Annotated in this window: 22 protein-coding genes; 21 read left to right on the top strand and 1 reads right to left on the bottom strand. The window is 35.3% G+C overall.

The genetic code is table 11. The features are described 5' to 3' along the window. Positions 1-12: 12 nt before the first annotated feature. The 19 genes from wecC (at position 13) to L654_RS0123830 (ending at position 22,305) form a co-directional block, all read left to right on the top strand. A complete protein-coding gene (gene wecC, locus L654_RS0123920) occupies positions 13-1,263 on the top strand; it encodes a UDP-N-acetyl-D-mannosamine dehydrogenase (RefSeq protein WP_024609259.1) in 1,251 nt (416 codons plus the stop codon). A 112-nt stretch (positions 1,264-1,375) separates the two neighbouring features. Then, the gene (locus tag L654_RS0123915) at positions 1,376-2,548 is read left to right on the top strand and encodes a VpsD family glycosyltransferase (RefSeq protein ID WP_024609258.1); all 1,173 of its coding nucleotides are present in this window, start codon (positions 1,376-1,378) and stop codon (positions 2,546-2,548) included. After that, positions 2,541-3,956, top strand: a complete 1,416-nt coding sequence (locus tag L654_RS0123910; protein WP_024609257.1) for a lipopolysaccharide biosynthesis protein — start codon at positions 2,541-2,543, stop codon at positions 3,954-3,956. Before L654_RS0123915 ends, L654_RS0123910 begins: the two co-directional genes overlap by 8 nt. Further along, positions 3,949-5,160, top strand: a complete 1,212-nt coding sequence (locus tag L654_RS0123905) for a VpsF family polysaccharide biosynthesis protein (RefSeq protein ID WP_024609256.1) — start codon at positions 3,949-3,951, stop codon at positions 5,158-5,160. The genes L654_RS0123910 and L654_RS0123905 overlap by 8 nt, the downstream gene beginning before the upstream one ends. Then, positions 5,147-5,578 (top strand): DapH/DapD/GlmU-related protein, encoded by a 432-nt coding sequence (locus L654_RS0123900; protein ID WP_024609255.1) that lies wholly within the window; start codon positions 5,147-5,149, stop codon positions 5,576-5,578. The genes L654_RS0123905 and L654_RS0123900 overlap by 14 nt, the downstream gene beginning before the upstream one ends. Beyond that, the gene (locus L654_RS0123895) at positions 5,578-6,915 is read left to right on the top strand and encodes a phenylacetate--CoA ligase family protein (protein ID WP_024609254.1); all 1,338 of its coding nucleotides are present in this window, start codon (positions 5,578-5,580) and stop codon (positions 6,913-6,915) included. The genes L654_RS0123900 and L654_RS0123895 overlap by 1 nt, the downstream gene beginning before the upstream one ends. Positions 6,916-6,919: 4 nt before the next feature. After that, complete coding sequence (locus tag L654_RS0123890; protein WP_024609253.1) at positions 6,920-8,038, top strand: sugar-transfer associated ATP-grasp domain-containing protein; 1,119 nt, start codon at positions 6,920-6,922, stop codon at positions 8,036-8,038. A 12-nt stretch (positions 8,039-8,050) separates the two neighbouring features. Then, positions 8,051-9,112 (top strand): glycosyltransferase family 4 protein, encoded by a 1,062-nt coding sequence (locus tag L654_RS0123885; protein ID WP_024609252.1) that lies wholly within the window; start codon positions 8,051-8,053, stop codon positions 9,110-9,112. Next, positions 9,109-10,305, top strand: coding sequence for an aspartate-semialdehyde dehydrogenase (locus L654_RS0123880; RefSeq protein WP_024609251.1), 1,197 nt, complete (start codon positions 9,109-9,111; stop codon positions 10,303-10,305). The genes L654_RS0123885 and L654_RS0123880 overlap by 4 nt, the downstream gene beginning before the upstream one ends. Before the next feature lie 14 nt (positions 10,306-10,319). After that, the gene (locus L654_RS0123875) at positions 10,320-11,066 is read left to right on the top strand and encodes a WecB/TagA/CpsF family glycosyltransferase (protein WP_024609250.1); all 747 of its coding nucleotides are present in this window, start codon (positions 10,320-10,322) and stop codon (positions 11,064-11,066) included. Between the two features lie 4 nt (positions 11,067-11,070). After that, positions 11,071-12,060: an acyltransferase family protein gene (locus L654_RS0123870; RefSeq protein ID WP_024609249.1), complete on the top strand. Its 990-nt coding sequence runs from the start codon at positions 11,071-11,073 to the stop codon at positions 12,058-12,060. Between the two features lie 537 nt (positions 12,061-12,597). Further along, the gene (locus L654_RS0123865; RefSeq protein ID WP_024609248.1) at positions 12,598-14,796 is read left to right on the top strand and encodes a choice-of-anchor A family protein; all 2,199 of its coding nucleotides are present in this window, start codon (positions 12,598-12,600) and stop codon (positions 14,794-14,796) included. A 103-nt stretch (positions 14,797-14,899) separates the two neighbouring features. Further along, entirely contained in the window at positions 14,900-15,298 is a 399-nt protein-coding gene (locus L654_RS0123860; protein ID WP_024609247.1) for a hypothetical protein, read from the top strand. Positions 15,299-15,518: 220 nt separating this feature from the next. Beyond that, complete coding sequence (locus tag L654_RS0123855) at positions 15,519-16,922, top strand: undecaprenyl-phosphate glucose phosphotransferase (RefSeq protein WP_024609246.1); 1,404 nt, start codon at positions 15,519-15,521, stop codon at positions 16,920-16,922. Next, complete coding sequence (locus L654_RS0123850) at positions 16,906-18,120, top strand: outer membrane beta-barrel protein (RefSeq protein ID WP_024590396.1); 1,215 nt, start codon at positions 16,906-16,908, stop codon at positions 18,118-18,120. Before L654_RS0123855 ends, L654_RS0123850 begins: the two co-directional genes overlap by 17 nt. Further along, the gene (locus L654_RS0123845) at positions 18,120-18,638 is read left to right on the top strand and encodes a polysaccharide biosynthesis/export family protein (protein WP_010554202.1); all 519 of its coding nucleotides are present in this window, start codon (positions 18,120-18,122) and stop codon (positions 18,636-18,638) included. Before L654_RS0123850 ends, L654_RS0123845 begins: the two co-directional genes overlap by 1 nt. Before the next feature lie 22 nt (positions 18,639-18,660). Further along, the gene (locus L654_RS0123840) at positions 18,661-20,868 is read left to right on the top strand and encodes a polysaccharide biosynthesis tyrosine autokinase (protein WP_010554203.1); all 2,208 of its coding nucleotides are present in this window, start codon (positions 18,661-18,663) and stop codon (positions 20,866-20,868) included. Positions 20,869-20,882: 14 nt separating this feature from the next. After that, positions 20,883-21,611 carry a CpsB/CapC family capsule biosynthesis tyrosine phosphatase gene (locus L654_RS0123835; protein ID WP_024609245.1) on the top strand — a complete coding sequence of 243 codons (729 nt, stop codon included), beginning with the start codon at positions 20,883-20,885 and terminating at the stop codon, positions 21,609-21,611. After that, a complete protein-coding gene (locus tag L654_RS0123830; protein ID WP_024593361.1) occupies positions 21,604-22,305 on the top strand; it encodes a VpsP family polysaccharide biosynthesis protein in 702 nt (233 codons plus the stop codon). Before L654_RS0123835 ends, L654_RS0123830 begins: the two co-directional genes overlap by 8 nt. Positions 22,306-22,961: 656 nt before the next feature. Here L654_RS0123830 and rsmF read toward each other — a convergent pair. Next, positions 22,962-24,413, bottom strand: coding sequence for a 16S rRNA (cytosine(1407)-C(5))-methyltransferase RsmF (gene rsmF, locus L654_RS0123825; protein WP_024609244.1), 1,452 nt, complete (start codon positions 24,411-24,413; stop codon positions 22,962-22,964). Between the two features lie 265 nt (positions 24,414-24,678). Between rsmF and L654_RS0123820 the strand changes: the two genes are divergently transcribed. Together L654_RS0123820 and L654_RS0123815 are read left to right on the top strand one after the other, a co-directional pair. Next, positions 24,679-25,371 (top strand): GntR family transcriptional regulator, encoded by a 693-nt coding sequence (locus L654_RS0123820; protein ID WP_002962362.1) that lies wholly within the window; start codon positions 24,679-24,681, stop codon positions 25,369-25,371. A 139-nt stretch (positions 25,372-25,510) separates the two neighbouring features. Continuing rightward, positions 25,511-25,931: isocitrate lyase/phosphoenolpyruvate mutase family protein (locus L654_RS0123815; RefSeq protein WP_024609243.1), on the top strand; the 421-nt coding region annotated here is incomplete at its 3' end.

Genomic DNA, 25,931 nt, shown 5'->3' with positions numbered 1-25,931 from the left:
AAGGATTTTGTAATGACAATTAAAACAGTATCAGTAGTAGGTTTAGGCTACATAGGACTACCAACAGCAGCTGTAATAGCCTCAAGAGGGATCAACGTTATTGGTTTAGATGTAAATCAAAAAGCGGTTGATACAATTAACGCTGGTGAAATACATATTGTAGAGCCTGATTTAGATATTATTGTACGCGGTGTTGTTTCTACAGGTAACTTACGAGCAACAACGGTTCCAGAAAAAGCGGATGTATTTATGGTTGCAGTACCAACACCATTTATCCATAGCGAAAGCGGTGATCATAAAGCAGATCTAAGCTACATAGAATCTGCAGCTAAAACTATTGCCCCTGTACTCGAAAAAGGCAATTTAGTCATTTTAGAATCAACTTCACCAGTAGGTGCAACAGAGCAGTTGGCAAAATGGTTAAGCGAAGCTCGCCCTGATTTATCGTTCCCTCAAGATAAAGGCGATGCAGCCGACATTAACGTCGCACATTGCCCTGAACGCGTATTACCAGGTTATGTACTACAAGAACTGGTATCTAACGACCGTGTTATAGGTGGTATGAGTAAAACATGTAGCGAAAAAGCAGTAAAGTTATACGAAACATTTGTGCGTGGTGAATGCATCGTAACAAACGCACGTACAGCTGAAATGGCAAAGCTAACAGAAAACTCATTTCGTGATGTAAACATAGCATTTGCTAATGAACTATCGGTAATTTGCGACAAGCTTAAAATTAACGTGTGGGAATTAGTTAAATTAGCTAATCGCCACCCTCGCGTAAATATACTTAACCCAGGCCCTGGTGTAGGTGGGCATTGCATTGCTGTTGACCCGTGGTTTATTGTTGCTAGCTGCCCAGACGAAGCAAAAATAATTAAACAAGCGCGCTTAACAAATGATGCAAAACCGCATTATGTAATAAATAAAATAGCTAAAGCCGCTGACGAATTTAAACGCCCAGTTATAGCGTGTTTAGGGCTTGCATTTAAAGCCGATATTGACGACTTGCGTGAAAGCCCTGCACTACAAATAGTACAAGAGCTAGCCATACAAAACGTAGGTAAAATTTTAGCAGTAGAACCTAATATACAAGAATTACCTGAAAAGCTTTCATCAAAAGGTGTCGAGCTTACAACATTAGAAACCGCACTAGAGCAAGCTAATATTATAGTAGTGCTAGTAGATCACAAACAATTTAAAGCAGCAGATAAAACAGAATTTGCCTCAAAAGTTGTTATAGATACGCGCGGGATAATGTAAGTTAATATGATTATCAGTAAGTTAAATGAAAGTAATATATATGGATGCTCTTCATGCAATTTAAGTCTTTTATTTATAATAAATTTAGCAGTATGTTTTAAAAAGAAGAGCTATGCCTAAACAACATGTAGTGTTAATTATGCCCCTCTCAACTTATGAGTGGGGTACAGAAAACTGTGGTGGGGTAGACAGTGTTTGCCAAATGTTTGCCGAATATTTGGTTAATCATTCTGACACTAGCTTTAAGTTTACTATCATTGGGCTCGATCCGCAGAGTAAAACATCCTACACAGGTGAAGTTATTAACTTAGCCGATAACGTGGATTTTATTTGGTTGCCAGCATCTAGTAAGCAAACGGGTTTAAAAATTCCAGGTATTCTTTGGCAAAATTGGCATATTCGTAAATTATTAAAATTACTCGAGCCAGATTTAGTTCATACGCATTTTTGGAGTTCATTAATTGGAAGCGGCTTTACAGGTAAGATAGTAGTTACAGTTCATAGTTATAAAAAAATAGGTCGACATGACTTTGGTTTTTTTAATAATTATTTATATGAAAAAATTATTCCACAATTCACCAAAAAATTAGGTAATAAAATAATTGTTGTTGGTGACATTTTAAAAATAGCACTTGCTAAAAATAAAATAAAAGCAGACATAATTTATAATCCTATTGATAACAGTTTTTTTAGCAGCACTAAAAAAACTAAATTAATAGGGCCCACTAAACCAATTAAATTTATAACCTGTGCCTTGATCAATCCTAAAAAAAATATTGAGCAGTCTATAGATGTTGTCAACCTGCTATATAAAAGTGGCATTTCATGTCATTTAAATATAATTGGAGGGATATCTGATAAAGAGTATGCGCAAAAGCTTCAGCACAAAATTAAAATATTACAGCTCGATGAATCAGTTACTTTTTTAGGTAAAAGAAATAAATATGAGTTAGTTGAGCTTTATAGCAATGCTGATTGCGGTATTTTTACCTCTAAGGAAGAAACATTTGGTCTAGTACCGCTCGAAATTATAGCCACGGGGCTACCGTTAGTCTGTACTGAAGTGGGTATACTCGCTGAGCAAAAAGAGTTCTTTCAATCAATAGGTATTCTCTATATAACCGAATCGACAACTGCTAATGAAATTACGGCATGTATAAATAAATTCGATAGCGAATTGTCTGTGAGAAAGTTAAAAGAGCTATTTAATACTTCAGAAATAATGAAGCAATATCAGGCTGTATATAATCAGTTTTTAAGCATGAGTGATAACAATAATGTTTAATATATTACTTAAATATGCCCCAGTACAAATATTTGCAGCAATAAGTGTTTTCGCTTTAATTAGTATTCATACGAAGCTATTAACAACTACTGAATATGGTATGTTGTCGCTAATGCTGCTTACCGTTGAAATAGTCAGAGCAGTTGCTGCTCAGTGGGTCAACTCGAGCATGCTACGTCTATTACCAAGTAAAACTAAAGAGCAACACTCACGTTTTGCTGCTATAGCGTGTTCTATAATTTTGTGTTGTACCATACCTGCATTTTTTTTGGTGGTTTTAGGGCTGTATTTAACCGATTTATTAAGTTTAAATATTTTAGTTACTACATTTATACTTTTTGTAACTAAAGCGTTGTACTTATTTTATTTAGAGTTAGCACGAGTTATGGAACGCTTGAATCCGTATCGCCTCGCTGTTTTAGTTCAATCTGTATTGGCGATAATATTTACCTGGTTTTTTCTAATAATTAAAGCAGATTTATTACTGGCTCTATTTGCTTTAGCCTTAAGTAATTTTATAGCAGGTATAATTGTATTTAAAAGCTTAAAGATAAGTATAAAAGAACTTTTTTCAGTTGATGCCAATATTATTTATACATATGGAATACCATTAATGGTAAGTGGCCTCGTAGCGTCCATATCAAGTCGTTTAGATCGTTACTTTATCGCTGATTCATTGAGTTTGGCTCAAACGGGCATTTATGCGGCTATTTCGAACATTCTTTTGGGGATAGGCGCATTAATTTTCATGGTTGTTGCTTTGCCGAGCTACCCTGAACTCACAAAAAAAATTAATAACAAGACTGAATTATATAAAGCCCATAGCGAGTATTTAACGCTTCTAATGTTTATTACGTTACCAGGGCTATTAGGCTTTTGTATATTAGCTCAACCGATTACTCAATTACTGCTCAGCGAAGAATATTTGTCGCAAGGAACGACTATAATTTACATATTATGTGCAGCAGTTTTCATCTTGAATGTAAAAGCGCATTATATAGATCATGGTCTTCAATTTTCATTAAGTACTAAGTATATACCGAGAATAAGTTTAATATCATTACTATTAAATTTAGTGTTATTAACGATATTAATACCAAACTATGGGTTAACCGGTGCAGCATTCTCTTTTTTAATAACCAGTTTAATATCTTTTTTTCTAAGTTTATTTGTATCACTTAAAAAAGGTTATAAATTCATCATTCCTAGACAAGTATATAAAATAATTTTCTCATCTGCTTGTATGGGCTATTTACTCGGTTTTTTTTATACAAAGCAATTCTTATATATAGAAATTCCAACTTTATATTTAGCCATAAATGTATTATTCGGAATATTAATATTCTTAGTAGTAATGGTTTTATTAAACTATAAAAAATGCCGACACTGGATTCGCAATCATGAATAGCCAAACCATGTATAGAGCAATGCTTTTCGTTTTTATATCTTCTTTTATTTTAGGCGGGTATCTGCTGGAAGATTTAGGTGTTAAATATGTTTCTGATGGCGGTAGCCCTTTAGTAAAAGTCCATATATATAGTTATGTTTTATTGTTTTTTACTGTATTGCTTACGCTTAAAAAAGGCATCAGTAAACCGTTAGGTAATTTAAAAGAACTAAAGAGCGCTTGGCTAATCAGTTCGCTGAGTGTTTCTATTGTTGTATTATATGGATTATATCGATTTGGTACTTCAGGTATGGCCTATTTAATAGATACAATAGTGTCTGCATTGTTGGCTATATATATTTTAAGCCAATTAACAAACGAACATAAAGACAAGCTATTAAAGCTAGTAGCTTATTTGTTATTTATTAATGCCGTAATTGCTATCTTAGAATTTATATTAGGCAAAACTTTGGTTGATGTTAGTTTTTCAAGCTTTTCACATTTTCGTTCAACTGCTCTATTAACACATCCATTAAATAATGCATTAATTACTGCCTCTTTGGCTTTATTATTATTAAATAAAACGAAGATCCCTGTCTTTATTTATTTTACAGTTATGTTAATCGCGCTATTTGCTTTTGGTGGAAGAGGTGCCGCAGGAATGTTTTTGGCCGGTTTCGTAATAATGACGCTACCAAATTCGATGCGTTTTTTTACAGCTGGCATCAAAATGTCAAAACTTAAATTTGCATTGGCGCAAGCATTTTTTTTACTCACATTGATAGTAATAATCTTAATTTTAACACTTACACCAGTGGGTGAGCGGATTATAAGTAAACTGTATATAGATGGCAGCGCACAAGCGCGTTTTGATGTTTTTATTATTTTAGAACAATTAAGTATTAGTGAATGGCTGCTAGGTGCTTCAGCTTCAATTATGAATAATATAGAGTTTTATATTGGTATTAATGTAATAGAAAACTATGTAATAGGGTGGGTAGTCAGCTTTGGTTTATTTGGCACTATTTTACTTCTTCTTTCTAGTTTTTTAATATCAATAAAAATGGTTTGGAAAAATGATATTTATATGCAAGTTTCTTTACTCGTGTTATTTGCAGTATCGTTAACAAATAATGCACTGACCACTAAAACCCCTGTTATTATGTTATTTTTTTCGTGTTTATATTTAGTTTATTCAAGGAAATATAAAAATGATGTTATATAAAATAGGTTCTTGGTTTTATAAAAACAAAATCCCACTTTTACCAAAGTTATTTAATGCTTTAATTCGTATTTTCCACAATAGTGCTGTTTTTTCAGAGTGCGAAATTGGTAGTAACACTATATTCGCTTATGGTGGAATAGGGGTAGTGATACATAAAAGATCCATTATCGGCAAAAATTGTGTCATAGGATCTAATGTTACTATTGGCGGGAAATCTAAATCGAAAAATGTTCCCATTATTGGTGATAACTGTTTTATAGCTACAGGTGCTAAAATTTTGGGAGAAGTAAAAGTTGGCAATAATTGTGTTGTTGGAGCTAATAGCGTTGTAGTTATTGGCGTCCCAGACAATAGTGTAGTAGCTGGTATACCGGGTAAAGTAATTAAATCGAACGTTAATCCAAAGGACTACTATTAATGTTTACGAATAAAATATATCAATCAAGCCCTATTTTAGTTCAAAATGTTTTATTAAGTATTAGAGCTCTCATAAGGCAGAAACTACGTGAGAATAAAGAGTGCGCAAAGCTTACTAGTGAACTGATGACTCACGATTTTGATATTAACGCATTAAGTAGTTACCAAACTAAAATGCAAAAAAAAATAATTAATGAAGCGACCCAAAATACTGAGTTTTATAAAACGAATGCAAAAGAAATAAACGATTTTTCTTTTATAGATAAAAAAACTATTAATGAAAATAAAGACCAGTTTTTATCTTCAAAAAGAAATGGACCAATAATTAAAGGTGCAACTAGTGGGACTACAGGCTCTCCGTTGACAATCTTACAGAATATGGAGTCTGTAGTTATTGAGCAAGCATTCGTCAACAGGATGATGGCTTGGGCTGGCTTTAAGGATGGTGATAAAAGAGCATGGATAAGAGGGGATATGATTGTTCCTTTAAATCAAAAAAAAGCGCCATTTTGGCGTTACTCTTATTTTGAAAACATGATTATGCTTTCTTCATTTCATATGAGTCAGCAGCATTTATCTAGTTATATTAAAGCAATGGCTGATTTTGATGCGCAAATAATTCAAGCATACCCATCTTCAATAGTTACACTCGCAAAATACTTAGATACTAATGATTTATATTATCCGGGTGTATTGAAGTCGATAGTTACCTCATCGGAGTCTTTGGCAAAAGAAGATAAAATATTAGTCGAAAAAAGGTTTAAATGTACAGTATTTGATTGGTATGGCCTTTTTGAACGTGTTGCAGCTATTGGCAGTTGTGAGCACGGGTCTTATCATATCCTAACGGATTACTCTCACGTTGAATTAATTTCGGCAGGTAAAAACGAAGAAGGCAAGGAAAGAGCTGAAATAATAGGTACTAATTACAATAATTCACTTTACCCATTAATACGCTATAAAACGGGTGATCATGTGATTTTATCTGATAAAACTTCATGTGCTTGTGGAAGAGTATTCCCTATTGTTGAGAGTATAGAAGGTCGGGTTGGCGATTACTTAGTCGCTGAGGATGGTCAAAAGGTACATATACTAAACCATATACCTAAAGGCGTTAATGGTTTGCTAGGTACACAATTTATTCAAAAAGAGTTAATGAAAATAGAAGCTCTAGTTACTTGTAATTCAGATTTTACCGACTCTGAGCGCTTAAAATTAATAATTAATATTAAAGAACGGTTAGGCCATAAAATGGAAGTCACTATAACTGTAGTTAATGATTTTATTAGAACTAAAAATGGCAAAATGAGACAAGCTATTTGTGAATTGCAAAGGTAGCAATATGAAAATGTTACAGTTATTAAAACATACAGTTATGGAAAAAATTCGGTGCCTTTATTTAATTAAGTTTAATTATAGGTACAAAGAAAATATGCAGCGTTTTAAGCAATCTACGGATAAAAAAGACATTGCTGTAATGAAGTTTGAAATTAAAGCATTAAAAAAGTATTGGGGGTGTTTTCCCTTGCAATATTTTAATCATGATTTTTACTCAGCTAACTGTACGTTGACCATTGATGAGATGAAGCAATTCATACCTAGTTATTATTTTTATAAGATTATATTTCCGCAGTATGATGACTCTAAAGCATTACTTAATATTGTAGAAGATAAAATAGTAATGGATGTTTTATTTGATGGAATGAACTTCCCAGCGGCAAATGTCATAGCTAAGAAAAAGACTCACTATATTTTTAATTCAAAAGGTATTGCACTAAATAACGATAGTTTTGCAGAATTATTGAGCTTCTCACATAGTGCTAAATTATTTATTAAACCTGCAAATGGGCGCGGGGGGAGCGGAATTTTAATTGCTAAAAAGCAAGACGATGTTTATAAAATTAAAGGCTCTGATTTAGAGTTAAATTTTGATTATGTTAGTAAGTTGAAAGGTGATTTTGTTATAGAAGAAGCTATTTCACAGCATTTGGATATCGAAGCCGTCTATGCTCACAGTGTAAACACACTTAGAGTTATTACAAAAAGAAATACCCAAGGGCAAGTAGAGATAATAGCTACGACGCTTAGAATGGGGTCGAAGGGTAGTGAAATAGACAATACATCTGCAGGAGGCCTTGTTATAGGTATTGATTTATTAACCGGTCACGCTTTTAGAGATTATGCGACACAAGAATATGGTTTAGAGCGTTTTTATGAACATCCAGACTCCGGTTTTAAATTTAAAAATTTAAAAATTCCTAATTGGTTAAATATTCAAAATGAAATATTAGAACTTGCGAATAAAAATATAATTTTGAATTTAACCGGCTGGGATATTGCTATAACAAATAATGGAATTGTAGTGATTGAAATCAATACATTATTTGGTATTGACGGATTACAGTCCGCATTAGGGGGCTTGAAAAATAAGTTTATGGAAAATTATACAGTAAAACTGTAAGGGATTATAAAATTGAAAAGTAAAATTTTAGTCATTAGTGTTTCTAATAAAGCTAAGGGTGGTGTTGCCTCAGTAGTTACCACATTTATGGATAATGATCTTTTAAATAAAGAGCATGATATAGAGTATTTTCACTCTCACAACCCAAGTGGGTGGGGTAATAAGTACTTTTCGTTATTAATTTCGGCAATATATTTTCCTTTCTTACTATTATTTAAACGATTTAATGTTGCGCATATACATGGTTCGTTAAAAGGAAGTTTTCAGCGTAAAAGTTATTTTTTATTTTGGTTGAGACTTTTTTCCATACCAACGATTTATCAATGCCATGCAGCGCAAGTGGATAAATTTTTTGATAATTTAAATAGTAAACAAAAAAGCAGAGTAATTAATACGTTTAAAAAATATGAATTATGTTTGTGTTTAGGAACTAGTTGGGTAAAAGAATTTGAGCGATTAACGGATAGAAATTGGAATGTTTTATTCAACCCAGTTCCTGAAATTAAATTAAATAAAGTACAACACGATACTTGCAACTTTACTTTTATGGGAGAGTTATCACAGCGTAAGGGCATTAAAGATTTGTTAAATGCTTTTGCATTGTCACCTTGCGATAATGCTCGTTTACTAATTGCAGGTAATGGCAACATTCAAGAAATCCATGATTTATGTAGCACATTAAAAATTGCAGACAAAGTTGAAGTTTTGGGCTGGATCGATAAAGAACAAAAACTGGAGCTACTATCTCGCACTGATGTCGTTGTACTACCAAGTTATGCTGAAGGCCTACCTATGAGTATTCTTGAAGCTATGTCCGTAGGTTTGCCTGTTATAACAACACCCGTAGGTGCAGTAGAAGATGCAATTACACACAATGTTCATGGCTTGTTAGTACAACCAGGTAACATAGAGCAAATTTCTGATGCATTAAATGAGCTCACACATAACATAGACAAGCGAATTCAATTTGGAAAGGCTGCCAAGGGTAAGTTTTTAGAGTGTTTTAAAGATGATGTAGTAGCTAAAAGCTTATCAAATTACTACCAGAAATTAATTATAAGGGTGGAGAAATGAGTTGTCAGGTTGGTTTAATAACAAAAAAAATGTTTCTTATCGCTAAAAGTGATGATTATGCAGGACAAGACCCATTTGATGGACTCAATAGTAAGCTATTTGAATTATTCCCTCGTTTAAAAAGGGGTCTTGTTGGGCTTGCTTGGATTCAGTTACATAAACGTTCAGCAGTAAACTTAAGACCATTATGCGGGGTACCAAAAAAGCGTAATCCTAAAGGAATTGGTTTATTTATTTTAGGTTTACTGGAAGACTATAAAGCAAAGAATGAGCAAATATATTTAGATGAAGCCATAGAACTTGCTGACTGGTTACTTACCCAGCAAAGCGATAAAACTACTTGGTTACATAGTTGTTGGGGATATCATTTTGACTGGAATGCACGCGCTTTTTTTGTGCCAAAAGGTAAGCCCAACGTTATTACTACTATTTATGTGGCACAAGCTTTATACGCATTAAGTGAAGTGACCGGCGGAAATAAATATAGAGAACCAGCGCTTGATAGTGCTCATTTTATAGTTAAAACTTTATACAAAGAAAGTGATGATAAACAGTTTTTTGGCTACATACCAGGTGAAAATACATTTGTACATAACGCTAGTCTATGGGGCGCTGCATGGGTAGCAAAAGTGGCTACACTTACAAGCAATGAACCTTATAAACAGCTTGCTTTAAACGCTGCGCGCCAGTCAGTAAAAGGTCAGGGAACTGATGGCTCTTGGGTTTATGGCGCTCGCCATCATCATCAATTTATAGACGGTTTTCACACAGGCTACAATTTAGAAGCATTACGCTTATTAAGTGATGCTCTAAATACAGATGAATTTGAAGAGCCTATTAAGCTAGGATTACAATATTATAAAGAGCACCTATTCGAAAAAGACGGTACCGCTAAATATTATAATAACAACCGTTATCCATTAGACATGCATAGTGTGTCGCAAGCTATTTTTACGTTATTAAAAGTAGGTAAAACAGTCGATGACTTTGCTATGGCTGAAAAAATAATAAATCGATCTATTGAAATACTGTACCTATCAAAAGAGCAGCGTTTTATTTATCAAAAAAATAAGCTTTTTACTAATAAAATAAACTACATACGTTGGACCCAAGCGTGGGTTTATTATTCGTTTGCTTATTTTAATCGTAAAAAAATGAACAGCACAAAAAGTGCGGCTATTGAACAACTTTAAAAACGGACACAGCAATGAAACGTATTGAATTTTTAAAAGCGCCTATGGATATAGCAACAATGGAAGAAACAGTTTCTTTTATTGAAAGTAGAATAGAGAAAAAGCAATTTTTACAGCACGTGGTAGTTAATGTGGCAAAAATTGTGAACATGCAAAAAGATCCTGTTTTAGCTGATTCAGTAAGAGCGTGCGATTTAATAAATATAGATGGTATGGGCGTCGTGTTTGGGGCCCGCTTTTTAGGTCATGATGTACCAGAACGTGTTGCTGGTGTTGATTTATTCCATGAGCTATTAACAATGAGTGCAAGACGAGATTTCCCTGTGTTTTTACTCGGTGCTACCGAAGAGGTTGTAAGCAAAACAGTAGAAAAAGTAAAAGCACAAAACCCTAACTTAAACATCGCTGGATATCATGATGGTTATTTCTTTGGAAATAAAGAGGGGGATGATGAGGAAGCTGTTGTAAATAAAATACGTGAATCAGGTGCAAAGTTATTATTTGTAGCAATTACCTCACCCAAAAAAGAAAACTTTATCAATAAGTGGCAAGACAAATTAGGTGTTGATTTTGTTATGGGAGTAGGCGGTACATTTGATGTGGTTGCCGGTAAAGTTAACCGTGCACCACTGTGGATGCAAAATGCGGGCTTAGAATGGCTTTATAGAGTTATGCAAGAACCGGGTCGAATGTGGAAACGTTACTTAATGACAAATTCTAAATTTTTGTTTCTATTAATTAAAAATAAAATAGCTAGTTAATCTTATGCGCATAAACTACATTGATAATATGAAAGCACTAGGGATTTTTTTTGTAGTGCTGGGGCATGCCGCTTGGTTAGATGAAAATTTATATATTCTTATATATTCCTTTCACATGCCTTTGTTCTTTTTTCTTTCAGGTTATTTATTTTTTAAAAAAAGTTTATACAAAGTAGAGTTTCTTAAAATTATTCAAAGATTAGTAATTCCATTTTTATTTTTCTTTTGTATATCGTATTTATGCTGGCTTCCCTTGAGCTTATTTGGTAATGGTCAAGCTAGTGAAATGCCATGGTTTGATCCATTGCTTAGGGTAGTGACCTCAAAGGCTGATAGTTTTCATATTAATGGGGTTCTTTGGTTTTTTCCTTGCTTAATTGTAATATTTTTGGCTGAGATTACGTTTTTCACTAGGTTAAAAATAACTGTTTCTTTATTTTTCTCTATTTTTGTATACATCATTTATTTAGGAGTTATCTATCCAGTTCACGGACGTCTACCTTGGAGTGTAGACTCAGCAATCGCAGGAATGCTATTTTTTCAACTAGGAAAATACATTAAGTCTACAGAAATACTGAATCGTTGTATTTTTGAAAAAAAAACCTTCAACCTTAGCTTTTTGTTGATATTACTACCTGTTTTTTACTTTTTAGCGATCTACAATGGACGTGTAGACATGAGAGAGCTTAATTTTGGTTTCAATTCTATTTTCTATCCTATAATTGCAGTTATAGGTATTGCAATTGTTTTTCTAATAAGTAAGCTTTTGGGACAGAATTTACTGCTTCAAAAATTAGCTCTATCATCAATAGTTATCTTCCCATTACATTTGATTTTTTTCAGGTTTTTACAGAAATTTGAAAGTAAGACATTAGCAGATGATTCCCTACTGTATACCTTACTTCCTTATATAAACACGTTTGTCGCAATTTTGCTCTGCAAGTATGTTTTTTACTACCTTAAAAAAAATGCGCCAAGGGCTATTGGTTTATAAGTAATTATTATTGAGTATGGGTAATTATTTGGCTAGAGGAAGAACAATAATCATTAAAACAATTTTAAGTTAATTTGAGTTTTAAAGTGCGAACAAATGTCAGGTCTTAAGGGCAGGTTAATTGTGTGATAAGGTCATTTTAGCTGTTGTTTTTATGTTAGTTATCGCTGTGGACTACACATATCTTAATTGCTCGACTTATTCAACTTAAAACCAGATTGTTTAATTAAATTTATATTTATTAATGCGATTATTTATATTGGTTAAATACCTGGTGTAAAAAGTAACATTATGTAGTTATTTAGTATTGGTAATTTTAAAATTCATCTGTTTAATATCTTTTATTAATCGTAAATCATTGATATTTTAATCTCAAATGTTTAAAATTTGTTTTTATTGGTACTTTTGTTGTATTTTTTGTTTCATTTTCCTCCCCGGTATATATAATAGTCTGCTTGAGTTGTGGCTTTAATTAAGTCGATGGTTAAAGTTCATAGCAGAAAAATGATGTATACCTTTTATTTTCGAGGGAAGAAAATGACAAAAACTGTAGTGAAATTTAATAAACTAAGTGCACTGATTGCGCTTACTTTAGTGAGCTCGCAAACATTTGCAACTGACTTAGGTATTGCAAATAACTTTTCTGCATTTGTATTTGACGAGTTTAAGTCTCACGTAGGCCGTGCTGATGGCGCTATTGCTGCTGGCGATATTAATTTAAAAGGTGTGTATAGTGTTGGCTATAACCGCCCATCGAGCCCTAATGAATATTATTTAATCAGCGAAACAGGCATTGAATTTGAGCGCGGTCGCCAGTTTGTTGGTAGCATGTTTGCCGGTGGTGGTATTGACACCCATTGGAGTGTGCGCTGGGGCATGGAGCAAGGCTCGAGCATTAAAAGCCACCAAGATGAGTCTGCATTCCCGTTTAGCTTTGATGAACAAGAAGAATACTATAAAAATTTAAGCTCAGAACTCAATCAGCTTGACGAAACAGGTACAGCTAAATGGAAGTGGGGTGGGCTTTACCTAAAAGGTGATAGTACATCTGAAACTCAAGTATTTAATGTAGATGCTGAACGATTTGCTAAAGCTCATACTTTTAGGGTTCGTGGTATACCTAAAGGCGCTACTGTTATTTTTAATATAACAGGCGATCAAAATGTAAATGTAAGAAGTAAAAGCTTTGCTAGGTTAAGAAAGCATGCTTCTAAAACTGTATTCAATTTTGTTGATGCTCAAAATCTTAATATTAAAGGTAGCCGCTGGGAAGGGGTGATTTTAGCTCCTTATGCTGATATTAAAGCCTCTTTTGGTATCGCAAAAATGCCTGTAATTGGCCAGAGTTTTCGTGGTTCGATGGCATTATTAGGTGGTGAGTTCAAAGGGAACCTACCATCTGTTGCTGAACCAATTGCTCCATTTGCAATGGAACCAAAATGGCAATGGAATTCTAGCGACTTTATGCCGCAATACAATCAAGTAATGAGCACTCCAGTTGTTGTACAACTGAATGATGATAATAACGATGGCTTGATTAATGAACGTGATGTAGCTGATATAGTTGTAACAACGTTTAAAAATAATGTAAATAAAGCTGGGTTAGTCCGCGCACTTAACGGGATTGATGGCACAGAGCTATGGGATTATAAAAATGGTGGTGTTCTCAGTGATCCACGTAACTCAATTGCAGCCGCTGATTTAGATGACGACGGTATTATTGAAATTGTTTTAAATAATTACGCGTCAGATGTTATCCAAGTAGTTGACAACTTAGGTAAAGTGAAGAAGGAGCTTTCTAAATCTGGTAAGCCTTTAGGGGCTATTACCTTGAGTGACATTAACAATGATGGGATGCTTGAAATTATTACAGGCAATAATGTACTCAATTATGAGCAAGGATTACTTTACACAGCGAATTGGTCTGCTGCGTCTATAACATTTGACGCTGATAATAATGACTCTCAAGAAGTTTTGTCTGGAGGGGGATTATATGATTTTGATGGTGTGCAACTATGGCAGTATGGTCAGCCTGGTAGTATTTGGTTTAGTTCAATTGCCAATTTAGATTATGATTTAGAACCTGAAATAGTAATCAGTAATCCAAGTAGTGTTAGCGATGGTGTATTTGCAGTACTTGAACATAATGGTAATGTAAAGTGGGAAGTTAAAAACGAATTAAATCCAGGTGGTGGCGCGCAAGCTGTATCTAACTTTTTAGTTAATAAAGAATTAGGTATTGTTTACGCAGGTTATACTGCTGTTGATATGTATAGTAAAAATGGTGAATTAGTTTGGTCAGTACCTAATGACGACGAGTGGAGTGGTAAAATAGGCGTAAGTGCTTATGACTTTAATGGCGATGGTATTGATGAAGTAATAGTTCAAGATCATCTTACTGTTAGAGTGCTTAATGGTGTTAATGGTGAAGTTTTATCAACCGTTGATAATTCAACGGCATCACTTTGGGAATATCCAATAGTAGTAGATTTAGAAGGCGATAATAACGCTGAGTTAGTTGTTGTTTCTAATAACTATGATTCTCGCTGGTCAATTAACAACGGTGTAACTGTATATGGCGCTGCTGATAGTAGTAAACCATGGAAAAATGCGACTAGAATATGGAATCAGCATTCTTACCATCAAACTAATATATCTCAAGATGGTCAAATTCCTAAAGTCGAAAAACCTAGTTGGTTAAATAATAATACATATCGCTCAAGTACAATTAAGTAAATATTTACTTTTTATTTAAAAAGCCAATTAAGTTTTTAATTGGCTTTTTTTTATTGTTTATATTATTAACATTTTGTATTTCAAAAATAAGTAGGATTTACGTTTGTCGAAATTAAAAGCAGATCCAGCTATACGCAGTTTACTAAATCGTATGCCTAGTAATGTGCAAAAGAGCTTTACTGAAGAGCAGCTAGCTCATTTAAAAGTGGCTATAGGTGCAAGGCAGTGGGGTAAGCATGCTGTGGATTGCAGAGGTGTAATTAAGTTTTTTAAATACAGATACTATTTTGTTTTACTGGCTGGTCGTAACAGAAGAGAACTTAGTAAAAAAGAGCAAAAAATAGCAGCTATATCGCAGGCAATCACTATATCTATGTTTAGTTTTTTTGTTATTACAATTTTGCTGCTTATTATTTATTTAGTTAAGTCGGCTTTAGGTATTGATATATTTAGTAATTACTCTTTTGGGGTATGGGCTTGGTTTAAAGATTTGTTTAAATAAAAATAAGATGCTTCTGTTTGGAGGTGGTTTATAAATGTTTATGTAAGTTTATATTTGTTTTGTTTTGTGTAAGTTCCTCGCTACTTAAAGACATTTTACATAATATTACTATATATAAAGTCATCCTTAATGTTGAATACTTTAGTATGATACTGTAACATTTGCCGCACAGTTTTGTGGAGCTTATTTCACTTTTAAGATATCTATAGGGATACATAGTATGACATCTTCAAGGACGTTTAAGCCTAACGGCTCGTCTGATGCGAATTTTTATCGATTATTCGATATTTTTGCATTGTTTTTAGCCTTTCAGTGCTCGGCTTTGTTCTATAGCTTTGAGCTCACTCCTATTTATATGGTTTCGGTTTTAACCGTTGCTTTAAGCTTTTTATACTGTGCTGAAATATTCTCCGCTTATCGCTCTTGGCGTGCTGGTAAATTTAGAACTATGGTGCTTTGTGCTTGGGGCTCCTTATTTGCTGCATTTTCTGTTTTATTAGTTATATCGTTTGCATTTAAGTTTACTGAGTCGCTTTCGCGTATTGGTCTGGGTTTGTGGTTTTTGTTAAGCGTAACTTTTTTATATGCTTGGCGCCTTGCTGCATACTTATTTAAAAGAAGTAGACGTAAACTAGGGTTAAATTTACGCAATGTTGCCATTGTTGGGGCTACCGAGTCAGCAGTACATTTATATAACGAGATTACTAAAAATGACGAACTTGGCTTTAAGTTTTTAGGTTTTTATGATGACAGGCAACCAGAGCGACTTTTTGAAAACTCAACAAAACACGATGTTGCAGGACGAATTCAAAATGCAGTAGATGCAGCCCGTGATGGTGAAATTAGCGTTTTATATATTGCTTTACCTATGAAAGCTGATAAGCGTATAGCTGATATTTTGCGTCAACTGGGTGATACAACGGTTGATGTGCATATAATTCCTGACTTTTTAATATCTAACTTAATACATGCTCGTATTGAGCATGTGGGGGATGTTGACACATTAAGTGTGTTTGAATCACCGTTTATAGGTGCTCGTGAATTTATAAAGCGTACTGAAGATATAGTTGTTGCCTCTATTATTTTAATGCTGATTTCTCCTGTACTTGTTGCAATTGCGTTTGCTGTTAAATTTACCTCAAAAGGCCCTGTGATTTTTAAGCAAGACCGGTACGGGCTTGATGGACGTAAAATTAAAGTATGGAAGTTTCGTTCAATGAGTGTTACCGAAAACAGTGCAGTGGTAACGCAAGCCACAAAACATGATGTGCGTATTACACCTTTAGGTGGCTTTTTACGCCGCACAAGCCTTGACGAATTACCGCAATTTATAAATGTTTTAAAAGGCGATATGTCGATAGTTGGGCCAAGGCCTCATGCGGTTGCCCATAATGAGGAATACCGTAAAAAAGTAGAGTTTTATATGTTTAGGCATAAAGCAAAGCCAGGTATAACAGGCTGGGCTCAAATTAACGGATGGCGCGGCGAAACTGATACGCTGAACAAAATGGAAAAACGTGTTGAATTTGACTTACATTATATTAAGCACTGGTCGTTATGGTTTGATATAAAAATTATTTTTATGACAATTTTTAAAGGATTTAAGAATGCGAATGCATACTAAAACACTTGCACCTATATTTGCTTTGTTAAGTGTAGGGGTCGCAGCACCTGCGGCTGCTAATTTAAAACCAGGTAGTTTTATAACTAAAGATGGCGCCGAAATTACGCCAACGTTACAAACGGGTATAAGCAGTAATAATAACTTTTTTAGTACGCCAGAAAATGAAGAGTCACGTACAATTTGGACCATTACCCCTAATATAAAGGCAGCTATTGAAGACGGCCCCGATAGTTACAACCTTGATTTAGGCACAAGTAGCTCTTTGCATAATAAGGAGAGCGTTGATAATTTTACCCAAGTAAATATTGGTGTTGGTGTACATAAAGAGTTTACCAGCCAGCATCGCCTAGATGTTAATGGTAAAGCCGACTGGCTTTATGAGCCGCGTGGCAGTGGTTTAACTGAGGGCCTTGGGGATGCAGTAAATGAGCTTGTAAAATACCAGCAGCAAAATATTACAGCACGCTATGAATATGGTGCGCAAAGCTCAAAAGCACAAGTTGCTTTAAACGCGGGTTTTTATAGTAAAAAATATCAAAATTTTAGAGCCGTGTCACAGTTTCGTGATTATGATAAATCGTTAGTTGGTATTACCGGTTATTACAATACTCAAGCTGCTACACGTACATTTTTAGAAGTTAAGCAAGAAAATTACCGTTACGATTTTTTAGCAAGTAGCGGCATATCACGTGACTCAGACGACGTAAAGGTGCTGCTTGGTATGGAGTGGGAAGCAACCGCGCTTACCTCAGGCTCATTTAAATTGGGTTATCAAAATAAAGATTTTAGTGCCAATGAACGTGAGAGTTTTAGCGGTTTAAGTTGGGAAGCTGGGGTTAACTGGCAGCCACTTAGTTATTCTACAGTGCAATTAACAACAAGTCGCTCAGCTAAAGATCCGCTAGTACAAGGCGATTATATTAAAGAAAGTTTTTACGGTATTAATTGGACACATAGCTGGAGCGATTATTTAAGTTCGCTTGTAGGAGTTACTTATATTGACGAGCAATACACAGGTGATATTGGCCGAAAAGATAAAACTAAAAGTGCACGCTTAGGTTTAAATTATATTGCGAGTAGATTTGGTATGGTTTCTACTTATGTCGATTTTATTGATAAAAATTCTACACAAAATGCAATTGAGTTCGATCGAGTAGTTGTAGGTGTTAATTTTACGTTTGCTTTAAAGGCTAACTAATGAAGTTTATTTTTAGTTTAACACTACTAATATTTAGTAGTGTTAGCTTTGCGCAAACAGCGCAAAGTTATGTAATTGGTGCTGGTGATAAGGTAGAAATAAAAGTATTTGGCCAACCCGATTTAGAGGTTACTGCACTTTTAGGTAATAGTGGGGAAGTTAATTATCCTTTTTTAGGTAAAGTTAAATTAGCTGGTCTTAACACTTCTGAAGTTGAACAAGTTATAACACAAGGTTTAAAACCTGATTATTTAGTAAATCCAAATATATATGTGCAGGTAATTGAATACCGACCTTTTTATATTCATGGTGAAGTTAAAGAGCCAGGCGCTTATCCTTATCAACCCGCAATGACAGTTAATCAAGCGATTGCGCTTGCCGGTGGTTTAACTGAGCGCGCCTCTATTGATAAAATATACATATTTAAAGAGCAAACTAAACAGCAGCAACAAAAAGGTAGTTTAAATAGCCAAATTGCAGCGGGCGATACCATAAAAATTGAACAACGGTTGTTTTAAGCAGTTTACAGGGCAGTATTTAATGAACCAAACAAATGAAAACCTAAGTAATAATGAAGAAATTATTGATTTAGGATCTTACCTTAATGTAATTAAACTCGCTAAATGGCGTATTTTAGGGTTTGCTATTGTAGTTACTTTGTTAACTATTATGGTGGCTTTGACCTTAGTGCCAAAATACATTGCAACTGCTACTTTACTTATAGAAGCTGAGCAAACTAAGGCAGTAAGCTTTGAAGAGATATACGGTCTTGATTCGACAAAAAAAGAATATTATCTGACGCAGTTTGAGGTGATTAAATCGGACAGTATTGCCCGCGAAGTAATCACTAAGCTTAATTTAAAAGCGCATACAGACTTTATAGCTAAGCCGTCTGCGTTGGGTGAACTTAAAACAGCGATAAAAGAGCAACTCCCTTTTTTAAATAAAAAGGAAGAAACGGTATATGATGCACAAGAACAAGCAGAACGAGAAATGCTTGGTTTATTAGCTGTATTTAAGTCACGTCTTTCAGTCTCGCCTATTATTAAAACTCAACTCGTTAGAGTTAGCTTTGAATCGAGCGATTCTAAACTAGCAGCGCTTGTAGCGAATACCGTTGGTGAAGTTTATATAGATAGCCAAATGCGTGCAAAAATGGGGATTACTCAACAAGCCTCTAACTGGTTAAATACGCGTTTATCGCAATTACGAATTCAACTCGATGACTCAGAAGTGCGCTTACAAAACTACAGAGAGAAGCAAAAACTAGTTGATATTGAAGGTATAGCAGGGCTCGCCACACAAGAGCTTGAGCAAATATCACAACAGTTAATTGTAGCGCGCAATGAAAAAAATAATCTTGAGAGTATAAATCGCGTAATAACTGAGTACGGCAATAATAACTTGGAGTTATTAGGGAGTATGCCTGAAATTACATCCCACAAAGTAATACAGGACGTAAAGCGCGAAGTTATATTAGTAGAGCGTAAACTCAGTGATTTAGGCGAAGTGTACGGCCCTAAACATCCGCGTATGATCTCAGCTAAAGCAGAGTTAGCAACGGTAAAAAATAATTTAAACAAACAAATTAAAGGCCTTATTACGGGTATTGAAAAAGAGCTAAACCGGATAACACGTACCGTTAGCGCGCTTGAACGTGACTTAGTTAAAATTCGTGCCGAATATCAAGATATTACCCGCAAAGAAACTCAATACAACCAATTAAAACGTGAAGTAGAAACAAATCGCAGTATATTTAACACGTTTTTATCTCGCTCAAAAGAAACAGAAGTAACGAGTGATTTTAGCTCTGCTGCTGCACGTTTTACTGATAGAGCTTATGCCCCAAATGATCCAGCAAAACCAAATAAAAAATTAATTGTTATTTTAGCTTTTGTGGCAAGTTTTGGTTTTGCAGTAGTCATGAGCTTTATATTTGACGCGCTTAACGATACCGTTAAAACTAAAAGTGATGTCGAAAGTAAGTTAGCACAGCGTATGCTTGGGCTTTTACCGCATGTACAAACACCCAAAAATAGCGTGTTTCCGATACATGCTTATCTGGATGATAACTATAGGCGTTTTGCAGAGTCGGTACGAACGTTCAGAACTAGTTTGCTATTAACTCAGTTAGAGCGCGATCATAAAGTAATAGCCGTAACATCAAGTGCTCCGGGTGAGGGTAAAACAACGACCTCAGCTAATTTAGCTATGTCGCTTGCTCAAATGGGTAAAGTATTGCTAATTGACGCCGATTTGCGCAAACCAAGTATAGCTAAGCGCTTCGATATACCGGTATTTCATCCGGGGTTAAGTAATTTAATCGTAGGTACTGAGCAGTTAAGTGAGTGTGTTCATGTAGATGGGCAGTCGGGTGTTGCTATTATGCCAAGCGGGCAGATCCCAGGTAATCCATTAGAGCTTTTATCTAACACGCGCTTTAGTGAAGTACTCGATATATTAAAAACTAAGTATGACCATATAATTATAGATACACCACCAACACAGGCTGTGAGTGACGCTTTAGTTATTGCACAGAGTGTAGACTCGGTAATTTATGTTGTTAAGTCGGATATTACACGAATTAAACCGATTAAAGCGGGTATTGAACGGTTGTTTGAATCTAAAGCTCATGTTGCAGGTATTGTGCTTAACCAAGTAGATATGAGTAAAAGTAAAGACGAGCATAGCCATGGTTATTACGACTATTATGATTACTCGCAAAAACCTGAACAACCTAATGCATAGTTAAATGCAAATCTATGATTGATATTCATTCTCATATTTTGCCAGGAATAGATGATGGCGCTAAATATTTAAGTGATTCTTTAGCGCTATTGAATATTGCACAAAATGATGGAATAACCCATATGGTTGCCACGCCACATATACATATTGGGCGATTTAATAACTTGGCCTCGCAATTGTATAGCGAACTTGCTAATTTAAAAGCACAGGCATTAGTAAATAATATTGGTATTAAACTAGCTGTGGCCGCTGAAGTTAGGCTTGATGTAGAGCTAATGAGTTTAGTGCTTAGTAATAAACTCCCGTTTATTGGTACACTTAATTCAGTAAATTATTTATTATTAGAACTCCCGCACTCGCATGTACCGCAAGGTTACGATAAGTTTATAAATTGGCTAGCTAAACAAAATATAAAGGTGATTATTCCTCACCCTGAGCGTAATCGCGATATTCAAGCAAATCCTTTTTATATTGAGCGTTTAAAGCAATTAGGATGTGAGTTTCAATTAACGGCTTCAAGCATTGAAGGTGCATGGGGCGAAACTGCAAAAAATATTAGTATAGATATGCTAGAAAAGGGTTTAGTAACTTATGTTGCATCTGATGCTCATTCAGTTAAGCGTAGGCCTCCTATTTTAAGTAAAGCTAAGCAAATAGTGAGCGAGCAAATTGGTCAAAATGATGCACATGATTTATTTTTTACTAATCCTAAGCGTTTAACAGAGTCGTTGTTTAATGAGTAATTTAAATACAAACCGCCTCACACAAATTGCTATACTTGCAGTTATTACATTAGCTATAGGTTATCAAAGCTTACAAAGTATGCGTGCAAATACATGGTATTTTAATGCACTCAATATTTTGAAGCAGCCCGAAGGTTCAATTACGGCTGTAGAGCTCAAACTTGCTAATGACGCTATTATCCTTGCTGTAGAATTAGAACCAACTCAATCTCATTACTGGCAGTTAAGTGCTTATATAAAAATGCTCAATTTAGCTGTAACTAGCGAGCAAAATAATAATAAGCTTTTGGTTTATCAACAAGCAGAAAAAGATCTATTAAAGTCATTAGAGTTAAGGCAAACATGGTCAGAAACTTGGATTGCACTAGCGCAAGTAGTTAGTTATCAAGAAGGGCCTACAGAACGAGTATATGAGTATATTCAGCAGGCTAAAAAATTTGGGCCGTACAAGTTTGATGTGCAGCTTGGTATTATTCAAATAGCTCTAATGAACTGGCAGAAACTATCTCCAAAGTATAAAGCATTGTATGTTGCTGAACTAAATTTAGCCGTTAAATATGGTTATAAATTTTATCAAGTTTTTGATGTGGCTAAGCAAGTTGATGCTCTACCTATTTTATGTCTATCGCTTAAATTTGGCCCCCACTTTGAAGCCGTTAGAACAAGGTGGATGTTTAAAAAACATTGTAACTAGGTTGGCTTTGAATGCGCTGAGTTTGTTTACGTTAAAGTAAAATGTAAAAAACCAATTGCTCAAAGAGAAGAGAATGAGGAGTAATGAGTAGACACCAAGTAAGCTATTCACGAATTGATTTATCACTTCTCTAAAAGCGCAGCGACTCATAACCTCTTTGTGAATATTTTTTCGGTAAACTCGTTGTTTTTAAACGCCTGCAAGCAGGACGTCTTGTATCTCTACAAGAGAATTGTGCTTACTTATAATCGTGAAGCGGGTTCACGTTAAAGTTAAATCTGAAAAACCAATTGCACAAAGAGAAGTGAATGAGGAGTAAATGAGCAGAGACCAAGTGATCTATTCAATTAACTGATTTATCACTTCTCTAAAAGCGCAGCGTCTCATAACTTCTTTATGAATACTTGTTTTTTGGTAAAGCTAAATTGTTATTATACTGCGCAAAAAATTGCCCAGAGGTTTATAAAAAACCTCTGGGCAATAAAATGACTCTAAATTGAGTCTAGCGTTAACTAAAAACTTTCTGGTTCGTTAGGGAGAAGAAGAAAGTACTTAAAACTATAGTAAAGCTACTCAATAAAGCATAACTAATTTTGCCACCTAGTTACATTTGATAACAAAGGATTAGATTAATTATGCGTAATTTGTACTTTAGTTTAACCCCAGCTTATTAACTGCGTATTTTGCACTAGATCGCGTGGTAGTGAGTTTTTGATCTTATTTTTTTGCCATTTACCCAGCCCGATAGGGCAACCACACAGCGTTAAAACTACTTCACCTATTGTTTGAGTTGCCTCAGTTAAGCGTATATCTTTACCTTGAAAATAATCATTGGCTTGCTCGTTATTTAACGCGTAAATATTCGTTTTGCACTCGTTGCCAAACACAGTAGCAAATTCGTGCGTTAGTCTTACGCCATTTTTATGAATAATGCCAATTTGAATACCTAAACGTGCGTACTTAATTTTATTTTGTATGGCTTCAAACCCCTCAGGAAATAACCACAGCTCTTTGTCGCGCTGCATTAAGTTGCCAGGTATATTAGTTAACCCAAAGTGCTTTTTAAGCGATTGCATAAACGCGGCACTTTGCTTTTTATCAAACTCGTTAAACGGGAATGCACCTTTTTTAACTGTTTGATTTGGATTGTTGCAACTTGTGTGCTTTTTAAATTTTGCAATAAAAAAGCCTTCGCTATCGAATGTTTGCGGCCAAACATGCAAATAGCCTTCACTTGTTGTTGCTTTACTTGCACCTTCAAATAAATCACTGAGTGACTCAGGCGCTATATAGTCGCTAAATTCACTGAGTAAATAATCGCACACATGTTGGTTTTCGAGTGGGGTAAGTGTGCAGGTTGAATACACTAATGTGCCACCTGGTTTTAATGCATAAAAAGCGCTTTTAATTAAGTCTTTTTGTACTTGGGCTATTTTGATATTTGATTCTATTGACCAATTTTTTAGTGCGTCGGCGTCTTTACGTACTGTGCCTTCGCCAGAGCATGGCGCGTCTAGGAGTATGCTATCAAAGCATTCAAACATGTAGTTGCCAAATATAACGCCATCAAAGTGCGAAAGTGCACAGTTACCAACCCCCATGCGTTTTAATGTAGCGCTGAGTACCTTTAAACGAGATGACGAAAGCTCGTTTGCAACAAGCACGCCTTGGTTATCCATAAGAGCTGCTAGCTGCGATGTTTTAGAACCTGGCGCTGATGCCATATCAAGCACGGTGTTATTTTGCGAGTTAGCGAGTTTAATACTTTGCTTTAATGCGATAGGCGGCAGCATTGAACTTGCTTCTTGTACGTACATCGCACCGCTTAGGTGTAAGTCGGTATTACCAAGGGCTAGGTTTTGCTCTTCATCTTCGGGACGTTCTAACCAAAAACCTTCACTGCACCAAGGTATGGGGGTTAGCAGCCAATTTTTTTCAGTTGCACGTTCTACAAATTTTTCAATGCTAATTTTTAATGTATTAACGCGGATAGATTTTCTGAGGGGCCTACGACACGCATTTAAAAAGTCATCTAAGTTTAGATGCGCTGGTAAATAGGTTTTTACGTCATCAATAAAGTGCTCAGGAATAAAAGTGTTGGCGTTCACGCGTTAGCTCATACTATAAAAATAAAGCGCGATAATAGCATTTATGCGAGGTGTTTTCAGCGCTAAAAAGCGTAACATCTGATTTATTACGCTGTCGACACTTCACTGTTTTAGTCCATTTTAAACCCATTTTTATGCGACTTTAGGTTAATAGTGTCGACAATAAGTGTGTTTTTTAGCCATTGTGATGTGTTTAAGGGTTGACATGATTTTTTAATAAGCCCATAGTAACCACATTAATTGTCGACAATCTAAAAAATAACTTATGACACACACATTTTTAAACGAAGCGCCTATAACTACCGCATCTGATCAAGTATTTGTAGATATGCGCCGTGAGATTGTTGAAGGCAGTATAGTTCAAGGCAGTAAAATATCAGAGCCTGAGCTTGCCAAACGTTATGGTGTAAGCCGCGCAACGCTTAGAGAGGCGTTAAATCGCCTAGAAAGTTGCTACCTTGTTGAGCGTAAAGCTAACGTAGGTTGCCGAGTAGTTGCCCTTACCGCTGAACGCTTGATTGAAGTTTACCAAGTTCGTAGTTCGCTTGAAGGCTTGGCATGTAGGCTTGCTGCCGACAATATGGAACCCGAAGAAGTAAAAGGCTTAAAGCAATTACTTAATCAGCACCTACAAACACAGCGTGTTAAAGAGGGCGAATCTTATTATCAAGAAGCCGGCGATTTAGATTTTCATTACCGTATTATTCAAGGCAGTAAAAACGCGCATTTAATTCATTTACTGTGTAATGAGCTCTATCAATTAATACGCATGTACCGTGTACAAATGGGCATGGTGGGGCCGCGTGTATCAAAAGCATTTGATGAGCATTTAGCTATTATTAACGCGATTGAAAACCACGACGGCGAACTGGCCGAAATGCTTATGAAGCGCCACATAAGTGCATCGCAAGCAAATATTCAAACCAAATTTGATTTATTAGCTAAGCAAAAAGCATAAGCTGTTAAAAGTTAAAAGTTAAAAGTTAAAAGTTAAAAGTTAAAAGTTAAAAGCTAGCAAAAGCAGTTAAACAGTCACAATTACAGATTAAAACTATAAGTTACTCCACGTAGCAACCGTTCAAAGTGAGGAGAAAGTAATGTCAGCAGGATTAAAATTTAAACACGCTATTGCCAATAACCGCCCGTTACAAGTAGTAGGTACTATTAACGCCTACACAGCGATGATGGCTGAAAAAATGGGTCACCAAGCTATTTACCTCTCAGGTGCCGGTGTTGCAAACGCCTCGTTTGGTATGCCTGATTTGGGTATGACAAGCCTTGATAACGTGCTTGAAGATATTCGTCGTATTACGGGTGCGAGCGATTTACCACTACTTGTTGATGCCGATACCGGTTGGGGTGGGGCATTTAATATTGCACGCACAGTAAAAGAAATGACTAAAGCCGGTGCAGCGGGTTTTCATATAGAAGATCAAGTAGCGCAAAAGCGCTGCGGGCATCGCCCAAATAAAGAAATTGTAAGCCAAGGTGAAATGGTTGACCGCATTAAAGCGGCGG

It is taken from the genome of Pseudoalteromonas sp. TAB23 (assembly GCF_000498075.1).
GTDB classification, from domain to species: Bacteria; Pseudomonadota; Gammaproteobacteria; order Enterobacterales; family Alteromonadaceae; genus Pseudoalteromonas; species Pseudoalteromonas arctica.
Note: the sequence above shows the minus strand (reverse complement) of the source record. Positions and strands in the feature narration are given on the sequence as shown.